The following is a 10,668-nucleotide window of genomic DNA, read 5'->3' on the forward strand; positions in this document are numbered from 1 at the left end:
GAGATCCATACGGCGACGGCCGCGGTCTTGCCGGGATTCCGACGGCTTCGGGCTTCGGGCTATGGGCTATGCGGCGTGCCGAGCGGCCACGACGTCGTCGAAGCGGTCCAGCACGGTTTCGGCGACCAGTCGGTGCGAACGCAGTGGCTGCGCCATGGCAATCCGGTGTGCCGCAGCGAATTCGGCAACCCGGTCGGTGATGCGACCATGGGCCAGGAACCAGGGCGCGATGACCAACCGCGTCGCACCTTGGTCCAGGAGCAGTTCAGTGGCTTCGGCCAGGTTGGCCTGTGGTCCCGTCGCGAATGCCGTCGTCGCCTGCCAGTGGGTACCGGCGACCAGTCCGGTGGCCACGGTGCCGGTCCGGGCGTTGGCGGTGGCCGAGGACGAGCCGACAGCAGTCACCAGGACACCGACGGTCGAGTCGAGCCGGGACACCCCGGAATGCGTCAGCCGTTGGCTCAGCACGTGAATCAGGCGGTCGTCCTCACCGAGTACGTTGGCTTGCCGGACCGCGGGATTGACGTCGGCGATCATCTCGGGGATGTCGATGCGGGCGTGATAGGCGTCGGCCAGCAGCAGCGGCACGACCACACCGCCGGCGGGGGAGTCGGCGAGCACATCGCGCAGATTCGGCGAATTCTGTTCGCAGAATGCCACTTTGACGTCGACGTCGCGCCGCGAGGTGGCCACGGTACGGGCCACCTCGCGGGCGTTCGCCGCCGACCGCGGATCGGCACTGCCGTGCGCGGTGAGGATCAGTTGCATCGAAAGCCTAGGACGCGTGCAGACCGCATTCGGTCTTGGCCAGACCGGCCCAGCGGCCACTGCGGGGGTCAGCGCCCTCGACCGGCTTCTGGGTGCACGGTGCGCAGCCGATGGACGGATAGCCTTCGTCGACAAGCGGATTCACCAGAATGCCGTTGGCTTCGATGTACTCCTGCATCTGCTCGTCGCTCCACGCGGCGATCGGGTTGATCTTCACCAGACCGAACGCCTCATCGAAACTGACGAGCGGAGCGTTGGCGCGCGTCGGCGCCTCAACCCGGCGGATGCCCGTGACCCATGCCGAGTAGCCCTTGAGCGCCTTGGACAGCGGCTGCACCTTGCGCAGGCTGCAGCACCGGGCGGCGTCGCTGGCGAACAGGTCCTTGCCCAGCAGCTCGTCCTGCTCGGTGACGGTGTGCTCGGGGGTCACGTTCACCACGTTCACGCCGTACACGGCCTCGACCGCGTCACGGGTGCCGATGGTCTCGGCGAAGTGGTAGCCGGTGTCCAGGAACAGCACGTCGACGCCGGGCCGCACCTTGGCAGCCATCTCGACCAGCACCGCGTCCTGCATGTTGGAGGCGACGACGTAGTGGCCGGAGAAGTTCTCGTCCACCCAGCGCAGCAGTTCCTCGGCGCTGGCGTCGGCCAGCTCGACGGCACCGCGCTCGGCGAGCGCCCTCAGATCGGTCTCGGATACGGCAGTCATGTCTGCGATCACCTCAAGTCAGCTTCGTCGGCCCGAATGGCCCACTGGGCGAAACGCTCGCCGGTCTCGCGTTGTTTCACGAAGTTGCGCACAACACGGTCGATGTAGTCGCCGAGCTCGGTGGCCAGCACCTTGTGCTGACGCAGCTTGCGGCCGAAACCGCTGTCCAGGCCCAGGCTGCCGCCCAGGTGCACCTGGAACCCCTCCTCGGGGCCGTTGCCGTCGTCGATCATCTGGCCCTTGAAACCGATGTCGGCGATCTGGATGCGGGCGCACGAGTTCGGGCAGCCGTTGAGGTTGATGGTGACGGGCACGTCCAGCTGGGAGTTCAGGTCGGCAAGCCGCTGCTCCAGCTCCGGCACCAGTGTTTGGGCCCGGACCCGGGTCTCGGCGAACGAGAGCTTGCAGTACTCGATGCCGGTGCAGGCCATCAGGTTCTTGCGCCAGTGTGACGGCCGGGTCTGCAGGCCCAGCGCGTCCAGGCCGGCGATCAGTTCCTCGACCTTGTCGTCGGCGACGTCGAGGATGATCAGCTTCTGGTACGGGGTCAGCCGGATCCGGTCCGAGCCGGCGGCTTCGGCCAGGTCGGCAACCTTGGTCAGGATGGTGCCCGAGGAGCGGCCCGCGATTGCCGCGACGCCCACGGCGTTGAGGCCGTTCTTGAGTTTCTGCACGCCGACGTGGTCGATGGTGTGCGGAACCTGCTCGGGCGCCGGGCCGTCGATCAGCTTGCGGCCGAGGTATTCGGTTTCGAGAACTTCCCGGAATTTTTCGACGCCCCAGTCCTTGATCAGGAACTTCAGGCGGGCCTTGGAGCGCAGGCGGCGGTAGCCGTAGTCCCGGAAGACCTTGGTGATGCCTTCCCAGACGTCGGGCACCTCGGCCAGCGGCACCCAGGCGCCGAGGCGCTGGGCGAGCATCGGGTTGGTGGACAGGCCACCGCCGACCCAGATGTCGAGGCCGGGGCCGTGCTCGGGGTGGTTGACGCCGATGAAGGCGATGTCGTTGATCTCGTGGGCGACGTCCTGCAGACCCGAGATGGCGGTCTTGTACTTGCGGGGCAGGTTGGAGAACTCCGGGTTTCCGATGTAGCGGCGCACGATCTCGTCGACGGCCCAGCTCGGGTCGAGCACCTCGGTGAGGGATTCACCCGACAGCGGGCCGCCGAGCACGACGCGGGGGCAGTCGCCGCACGCCTCGGTGGTCTGCAGACCGACGGATTCGAGACGACGCCAGATCTCCGGCACGTCCTCGATGCGGATCCAGTGGTACTGGATGTTCTCGCGGTCGGTGATGTCGGCGCTGTCGCGAGCGAACTCGACCGAGATATCGCCGATGGTCCGCAGCGCGGCGCTGGTCAGCGCGCCGCCGTCGCAGCGCACCCGCATCATGAAGTACGGGGCTTCCAGCATGTCGGCGTTGTCGTCGCCGGTGTAGGTGCCGTCGTAGCCCTGCTCGCGCTGCGTGTAGAGGCCCATCCAGCGGTAGCGGCCGCGCAGGTCGTCTTTGTCGATGCTGCTGAAGCCCTGCTTGGAGTGGACGTCGATGATGCGTTGCCGCACGTTCAGCGCGTCGTCCTCCAGCTTGAACACCTCGTTGGCGTTCAGCGGCTCGCGATTGCCGAGGGCCCACTGGCCTTCATCGCGGGTCTTGGCGGGTTTAGCTGTTGTCACGGGGTGGTTTCCTTCGCACAAGAGCAGGCGTTGGATCACGCGTTCACCGGGGGCTGTCCGGCACTGCCGATCCTGTGCCGGCTGAAGATTCTGAGGTCAGATCTGAGGCATCAAGGCAGGTATCAAGACAGACAGCAACAGCTGCATACGCGCTTGAAGTCGACATGCCGCCGCATTACCAATGCGGAACCGAGGGCGCGGTTGAGGCTGGCGGACACCCCGCCATTCTGCCACGAGCAGTGCATTCGGCCTAACCGGGCCAGGTTGGCGATCAGCGTGAGCAAAAAGGTGTCTGCCGCGCTGCCGACATGGCCCGCTGATCGCCCGGTGGGACACTGGTGCCCATGACCTCCGATGAATCGCGCGACGCCTCCGCCGGTGGTCCGTTCGGCATCTATGTCCACGTGCCGTTCTGCGCCACCCGGTGCGGGTACTGCGATTTCAACACCTATACCGCTGGTGAGCTGGGGGGAGCTAATCCCGACGGCTGGCTGCGGGCGCTGCGCACCGAGTTGTCGATGGCCGGTGCCCAGGTCGAGCTACCGGTCGACACGGTGTTCGTCGGCGGCGGCACTCCGTCGCTGCTGGGCGGCTCCGGGCTGGCGGCGGTGCTTGACGCGGTGCGGGAGAATTTCCGCCTCAATCCCGGCGCCGAGGTCACTACCGAGGCCAATCCGGAGTCGACGTCGCCCCAGTTCTTCACCGAGCTGTTGGAGGCGGGCTACACCCGGGTTTCGCTGGGCATGCAGTCCACGGCGCCGCACGTGCTGGCGGCACTGGACCGGACGCATTCGGCGGGCCGCGCCCCGGCAGCGGCGCGGGAAGCCCTGGCGGCTGGGTTCGCGCACGTCAACCTCGACCTCATCTACGGCACGCCGGGGGAGTCCGACGACGATCTGCGCCGTTCCGCGGACGCGGCCATCGATGCCGGTGTCGACCACGTCTCGGCCTATGCGCTGATCGTGGAGGACGGCACCGCGCTGGCCCGGCGGGTGCGGCGCGGCGAGATCCTCGTGCCCGACGACGACGTGCTCGCCGCCCGCTACGAGCTGCTGGATGCGCACCTCGGCCAAGCCGGGCTGGACTGGTACGAGGTGTCGAACTGGAGCCGCCCCGGCGGCGAATGCCGGCACAACCTGGGCTACTGGGACGGCGGCCAGTGGTGGGGCGCCGGACCCGGCGCGCACGGTTTCGTCGGGAGTCGGCGGTGGTGGAATGTCAAGCACCCCAACGCTTATGCCGAGGCGCTGGCCGGCGGCCGACTGCCGGTCGCGGACTTCGAGGAATTGGACGACGCCACCCGGCACGTCGAGGACGTCATGTTGCGGTTGCGGCTGCGTTCCGGTTTGCCGGTCGCGGTGCTCACCGCAGCCGAGCGGGATCGGGCGCATGGGGCGGTGGCCGACGGTCTCGTGGCGGTCACCGACGACCGTCTGGTGTTGACCGATCCGGGCCGCTTATTGGCCGACGCCGTGGTGCGCACCGTCCTGGACTGAGCTGTCGCGAAGGCGGAAGCAGACGCTGGGGCCTGAATCACAGGGGCGGGCGATGTATTTCTGGTGAGGTTAGGCTAAATTAACTTTCGTGACTGCTGAAGCTCTCGACGCGGCGTCGGTGACGCGAATTGCGTTGCCCGCCGACGTCTCCCCGGCCGATCTGATCGCGCAACTCGCAGCCGAACTTCCCGAGCGCTCCGGCGCCGACTACGTCGGCTACGAGCATTCGGGCGAGTGGGTGCTGGCCATCGGAGTGCGCACCGCCATCGAACTCGACAGCGACGAGTTGCGGATCGTCGACGCCGGTGGCGGCGTCGCCCGCCAGGTGTGGAGCGGCCGGCCCGCAGAAGTGCTGGGCGATGCCGTCGATCGGCTGCTCCTGGAGACCGACCGGCTGTTCGGTTGGGTCGCTTTCGAATTCGGTGCGTACCGGTTCGGGTTGCAGCAGCGGCTGCCGGCGGGTACCCCGCTGGCGCGGGTCTTCAGCGCGCAGACCCAGGTGGTCGTCGCCGACGGCGAGGTGCGCGTGTCGGGCGACGGGGACGTCGTCGCCGAGACCCTGAATCGTCTGCTGCAGAAGGGGATTCCGGCTGCCGGCGGCACCCGCGCCGTCGACGTGAGTGTCGACGGCAGCGACTACCCGGCGCGGGTGGCCGCTGCCGTCGCCGAGATCGTTGCCGGCGATTATCAGAAGGTGATCCTGTCGCGGCGGTTCGAGGTGCCGTTCGCGGTCGACTTCCCGGCGACATACCGCGTGGGCCGGGCGAACAACACCCCGGTGCGGTCATTCCTGTTGCGGCTGGGCGGGATTCGCGCACTGGGCTTCAGCCCGGAGCTGGTGGCCGCGGTACGTGCCGACGGTGCCGTGATCACCGAACCGCTGGCCGGAACCCGCGCCTTCGGCCGCGGCGCGGATCGCGACCGCGCGGCCCGCGAGGACCTGGAATCGAACTCGAAAGAGATTGTCGAGCACGCGATTTCGGTGCGCAGTTCGCAGGAGGAGATCGCCGAGGTGGCCAAGGCCGGCACCACCGTCGTCAGCGATTTCATGACGGTACGCGAGCGCGGCAGTGTGCAGCACCTGGGCTCGACCGTGTCCGGGCAGCTGTCGGAACAGCTGACCCGGATGCATGCGCTGGAGGCGCTCTTCCCGGCGGTGACCGCATCCGGGATCCCGAAGGCCGAGAGTGTCGACGCCATCATGCGGCTCGACGAGTCGCCGCGTGGCCTGTACTCCGGCGCGGTCGTGATGTTCAGCGCCGACGGCGGCATGGACGCGGCACTGACGCTGCGGTCGGCCTACGAGGCCGACGGCCACACGTGGCTGCGGGCCGGCGCCGGGATCATCGCCGAGTCGACTCCGGCACGTGAGTTCGAGGAGACCTGCGAGAAGCTGACGACGCTCGCGCCGTACCTGGTGCCCCGCCCCTGACCTGGAAGTCCAGGCCGGCAGGAGCGTCGGCGGGCGGTTCGCCGCCGGCCCCGGCGACAGTTCCTCCTCGTGATGTGTACGGCGAATTTACCAGCGGCGCTGATCCGAAGCCGTTACCGAACGGTGACCTGCGGGGTATGGTGCACCGGTGGACAAGCCCGGATTAGCTGCCGCGACGCGCGCCCGGCGCCGCTGGTCGGTGGCGCTGGCGGCGCTGGTGATGCCGGGTGCGGCGGTTCTTGCCGCGGGCACCGCGACCCAGCCGACCACCATGGCTGCGGAGGTGGATGTCTGCTGTGCGCAGGTGGTGCCGGCCGAGCCGACCGCGCCGCACTCGGGTTCGTTGGTCATCGCCGAGGCGGCCGAGGGTTCGCGCGCCATGGTGCGCAGCATTGCGCTGCCGGTGGGCGTCGCCGCCGAGCGTGGGCTGCAGGTGGACACGATCCTCGCGGAACGGGCCGTGAGCGCCGCGTTCCCGGAGATCCACACGATGATCGGGGTGCGCCCGGATTCGCTGCGCTGGCATCCCGAAGGACTGGCGCTGGACGTGATGGTGCCCGACTACGGGTCGTCCGCCGGCAAGGCGCTCGGGGACCGCATCCTGTCGTACGTGCTGGCCAACGCGCAGCGGTTCGATCTGAACCATGTGATCTGGCGTCAGGCGATCTATTTCCCGGATGGCACCGCCCACCGGATGCCCGACTACGGCGGGCCCGACGCCAATCACTACACCCACGTTCACATCTCGACCAACGGCGGCGGCTATCCGACGGGTGACGAGGCCTACGTCATCTCCGCGTCAGGCCCCACGCTCCTCAAGGGTGCACCGACACCGACCGTGACGTTCGTCAGCGCGCACTGAGTCCGGGAGCGGAGCCGTTCTCGGCCGCTTCATGGCGTGCTGCCGGTCGCCCCGCGCTGATCCGGGCACCGACGAGGGTAGCGGTGAAGAGCGCCAACAGCATCCAGCCCGACCCCGTCCCCAGCCCGTACTTGGCCATCAGCAGTAGCGCGGCCCCGGCAGCGCAGACCAGCACACCGGCCAGGGTCGACGCGCGTCCCGTCGCCCGGACCCGGGCATCCCACCACCACAACGGGTTGTGCTCGAGCGGGGACAGCAGCAGGAACATGGCCGTCATCACCACCGCGAAGACCAGGGCCCGGATCGCGATGTTGCGCCAGAAATACGGGGCTGCCGGGTCGTAGGCATCCAGGCCGGCAGCATGCAGGCCGAACGTCGCGATCGCGATGGCCACGATGTGCCACAGGTACAACGTCATGGCCCCGCTGTTGCCCACCACGATCAGGTACCAGACCCGGGGACGCTGGGCCCACCGGCGGACCGCGCCGGTGCAGGCGATGAACAGGCTCGGCATCCAGATGCACTGTAGGGCAAGCAAAAGCGTGGGGGGCGTCACGTTGGACATGCGTTCGTTGCCGGTGACGACCAATGACACGTCGTACGGGCCGAACTTGGCGAGCGCCACCTGAACGGCCAGCGTGCCTGCGGCCACGATCAGCGCGGTACGGGGAGCGGCGAATCGGTGCGCGTAGACCGCACCGATGACCATCGGGATCAACCAGACCACAATCAGGTTCGCCGCGCCGGCCGCCAAGGTGTGCGTGCTGATCCGGGCCCAGTCACCGAGCGCCGCGACCGCCAGGAGGGCAGCGACCACCAGCGCGGCAGATCGTCCCGACCGCAACTGGGCCAATGCGGGGACGAATGCCAGCACGATCAGGTAGGTACCGAGGAACCAGAGCAGTGCCACCGCCTCATTGCCCAGCGCGGCCGCGGATTCCGCGCCCATGGTGAACCGCACCACGATCAAGGCGGCGGTCCATGCGCCCAGGTACCACAGCGCGGGTCGGCACAAGCGTTGCGCACGGGTGAAAAGCCACGTGCCCCAGGGCGTCCCGTCCCGCCAACTGTGTATGCCGGCGGCGCCCCCGGCGAAGAAGAACAACGGCATGACCTGCAGTACCCAGGTGGCCGGCTGCAAGCTGGGGACGGCGCCCAAGGTGTTGCCGATCTGGACACCGGCAGCGGTGATGGTGGCGAGCAGCAGTGCGCAGTGGCCGAACATCACCACGAGCAGCGCACCGAGCCGTGCCACATCGATGCTGCGGTCGCGGTCGGGCGCGGTGCGGTCGATCACGGTCCGGAAGTCGGGCAGGAGTCTTGCCATGAGCTGATGATGCCCGAGCGCCGGGCGGCGCGGATGAGTGTGACTACTCAGCGCCGTGATTCTCGATCGCCGCAGGCCGAGGCGGACGCGAGAGCGTCGTGCTGCCCGACGAACCGGCGAATGCGGGCCACCGCGAACACGATGCTGAGGACCACGAGGGTGGGGCCGGTTGCGACGATGACGAACTGTGAGAGGTCCACCGGGTAGTTGACGATCAGGTACAGCGCGAACACGGGATAGACACCGCAGAGCAGCCCGAGTCCGACGCACAGCTGCGTGTGCAGCCGGTGCCAGTCCTGGATGCTCTGCTCGGTCCAGCCGCGGTCGGGCAGGGCCGGCTCGGCGAGCATGGGGGAGACGACGCCGGCGACCTTCTTCGAATTCGGCTTGCGCAGCAGGCCGCTGATCGCGAAGGACCAGACCAGCAGGGACATCGGGACGAGCTCGAGGGCTTGCACGATGCGCGGGTTCTTGGTGGTGAGTGCGATGGTGAGCGAGCACGCGGCGCCGACGATCACCACGACGTTCGCGGGCTCGACCTTCCGCTTGCGCACCATGGTCAGCGCGCCCTGCGCGGCAGCGGTGACGATCGCACCGACCAGCGCCAGGTACGGCTCGACGTCGAACATGCGCAGCACGTAGTACGCGACCAGCGGCGGCACGGTGTTGATCGCCGTGTTGGTGACGTATTCGCGCAGGGTCTTCGGAGTATCGGACATCGAAGCTGGCTCCTTGTGGGGTTGGTTCATCCGCGAGGGTTGTGGGTGGCGGCGATGGCGCGCGTGATGGCTTTCTTGTCGACCTTCCCGACCGCGGTGACCGGCAGTGACGTCTGCGCGATCAGGGTGTCAGGGCGGCTGTGTACCGCGACGCCGCGGCCGTCGAGATAGCTGTTGAGATCGCTGAGGCTGACGGCCGGGCCGTTGAAAACGAGCACGGCACAAATCTTTTCGCCCAGATATGGGTCGGGTAGCGGGACCGCGGCGGCGGCCCGGATCGCCGGGTGCGTGAGCAGGTGCTCCTCGAGATCGAGCGCCGAGATGGTCTCGCCGCCACGGTGGATGACGTCCTTGATGCGTCCGGTGACCTCGAGATAGCCGTCGGCCCGGCGCCGCACCCGGTCGCCGGTCCGGTAGAAGCCGTCGGGGCTGAACGACCGCTCGTTGTCGGATGGCGCGCGGTAGTAGCCGCCCAGGGTGTACGGCCCGCGCACCAGGAGCTCGCCTTCGCCGCCCGGTGGCACGTCGGCACCGTCGTCGTCGACGACGCGCAGTTCATCGTCGGGGCACAGCGGGGCCCCTTGGGTGTGGTCGAGCAGATCCGGGTCGTCGCCGGGGCGGGTGTAGTTGATCAGCCCCTCCGCCATGCCGAAGACCTGCTGCAGGCCGGGGGTCAGGGCGGCGCGGACGGCTGCCGCATCGGGCGCGGAGAGCTTGGCGCCGCCGACCTGGAGCAACCGCAACGTCGTGGGGCGCTGCGGTTCCCAATCGCAGGCCTGCGTCCAGAGGCCGGCCAGCGCGGGCACCAGCGCGCAGACGGTGACGCGGTGCCGGGCGATGGTGGCGAACGCGGACTCTGGGCTGGGGTCGGTGGTGAACACGGTGGCTGCGCCGACGGACAGCGCGCCGAGCATTCCCGGGCAGGACAGCGGGAAGTTGTGCGCCGCCGGCAGCACTGTCAGATACACATCCGCACTGGTCATTTCGCAGAGTGCGGCGCTGGCGGTGGCGTTGTAGTAGTAGTCGTCGTGGGTGCGGGGGATGAGCTTCGGTGCGCCCGTCGTGCCGCCCGACACCAGCAGCAGCGCGGGTTCGGCAGTGTCGACTACCGGCGCCGGTATCGGCGCGTGACCGAAAAGTGAGGTCCAACTGGTGAATTCGCCGGCCGCGCCGTCGACGACGACCTGCCGGAGGGTCGGGTGCTCGGCGACCAGCTCGCGCGCCATGTCGCGATAGTCGAAGCCGCCGAACCGGTCGGCGATGACGAGGGCGACCGCGCCGCTGACGGCCGCGAAATGGCTGAGTTCGGCGCGGCGGTGGGCGGGCAGGCACATGACGGGTACGGCGCCTGTGCGCAGCAGCCCGAACAGGGCGATGGGGAAGTTGGCGGTGTTGGGTAATTGGAGCAGCACCCGGTCGCCGGCTCCGAGGCCAAGAGCGGCGAATCCGGCGGCTGCCTCTGAGGCCAGTCGATCGATTTGGGCAAACGTGTATGACACGGATGGATCGATGACGGCGACGCGATCCGGCCACTGCTGTGCGCCGTCAGTCAGCAAGCTGTCCAGAGATTTTCCGGCCCAGTAGCCCGCTCGACGGTAGCGCTCGGCGCGCTCGTCCGGAAACGGTACGAAACCGTCCAGCAAATGCGGGGCAGCCTCGGTGGAGGCAGTGGTGCGCGTCAC

The 10,668-nt window shown here is 68.4% G+C and carries 10 protein-coding genes; 3 read left to right on the plus strand and 7 right to left on the minus strand.

Annotation, left to right across the window (positions count from 1 at the left end; genetic code table 11):
• Window positions 1-66: 66 nt before the first annotated feature.
• The 4 genes from G6N59_RS24500 to G6N59_RS31960 form a co-directional block, all read right to left on the minus strand.
• Window positions 67-768 (minus strand): sirohydrochlorin chelatase, encoded by a 702-nt coding sequence (locus G6N59_RS24500; protein WP_138229516.1) that lies wholly within the window; start codon window positions 766-768, stop codon window positions 67-69.
• A 7-nt stretch (window positions 769-775) separates the two neighbouring features.
• Window positions 776-1,477, minus strand: coding sequence for a phosphoadenylyl-sulfate reductase (locus G6N59_RS24505; protein WP_163911686.1), 702 nt, complete (start codon window positions 1,475-1,477; stop codon window positions 776-778).
• Between the two features lie 8 nt (window positions 1,478-1,485).
• Complete coding sequence (locus G6N59_RS24510; RefSeq protein ID WP_138229517.1) at window positions 1,486-3,150, minus strand: nitrite/sulfite reductase; 1,665 nt, start codon at window positions 3,148-3,150, stop codon at window positions 1,486-1,488.
• A gap of 122 nt (window positions 3,151-3,272) precedes the next feature.
• Window positions 3,273-3,395: an Ms4527A family Cys-rich leader peptide gene (locus tag G6N59_RS31960; RefSeq protein WP_407665909.1), complete on the minus strand. Its 123-nt coding sequence runs from the start codon at window positions 3,393-3,395 to the stop codon at window positions 3,273-3,275.
• Window positions 3,396-3,494: 99 nt separating this feature from the next.
• Here G6N59_RS31960 and hemW point away from each other — a divergent pair, with 99 nt between their 5' ends.
• The 3 genes from hemW (at window position 3,495) to G6N59_RS24525 (ending at window position 6,940) form a co-directional block, all read left to right on the plus strand.
• Entirely contained in the window at window positions 3,495-4,646 is a 1,152-nt protein-coding gene (gene hemW, locus G6N59_RS24515; RefSeq protein ID WP_138229518.1) for a radical SAM family heme chaperone HemW, read from the plus strand.
• 88 nt (window positions 4,647-4,734) lie between these two features.
• Window positions 4,735-6,078, plus strand: coding sequence for a salicylate synthase (locus tag G6N59_RS24520; protein WP_163911689.1), 1,344 nt, complete (start codon window positions 4,735-4,737; stop codon window positions 6,076-6,078).
• A 148-nt stretch (window positions 6,079-6,226) separates the two neighbouring features.
• Window positions 6,227-6,940, plus strand: a complete 714-nt coding sequence (locus G6N59_RS24525) for a VldE C-terminal domain-containing protein (RefSeq protein ID WP_234884140.1) — start codon at window positions 6,227-6,229, stop codon at window positions 6,938-6,940.
• Here the strand turns inward: G6N59_RS24525 and G6N59_RS24530 are convergent.
• From G6N59_RS24530 to G6N59_RS24540, 3 genes are read right to left on the minus strand one after another with little or no spacing between them, the layout of a single operon-like run.
• Complete coding sequence (locus G6N59_RS24530) at window positions 6,927-8,267, minus strand: acyltransferase family protein (RefSeq protein WP_138229519.1); 1,341 nt, start codon at window positions 8,265-8,267, stop codon at window positions 6,927-6,929. The two genes, G6N59_RS24525 and G6N59_RS24530, sit on opposite strands and share 14 nt — an antisense overlap.
• Before the next feature lie 47 nt (window positions 8,268-8,314).
• Window positions 8,315-8,986: a VC0807 family protein gene (locus G6N59_RS24535; protein WP_138229520.1), complete on the minus strand. Its 672-nt coding sequence runs from the start codon at window positions 8,984-8,986 to the stop codon at window positions 8,315-8,317.
• Between the two features lie 26 nt (window positions 8,987-9,012).
• A complete protein-coding gene (locus G6N59_RS24540) occupies window positions 9,013-10,668 on the minus strand; it encodes a (2,3-dihydroxybenzoyl)adenylate synthase (protein WP_138229521.1) in 1,656 nt (551 codons plus the stop codon).

Origin of the sequence: Mycolicibacterium aubagnense, from assembly GCF_010730955.1 — a bacterium.
GTDB classification, from domain to species: domain Bacteria; phylum Actinomycetota; class Actinomycetes; order Mycobacteriales; family Mycobacteriaceae; genus Mycobacterium; species Mycobacterium aubagnense.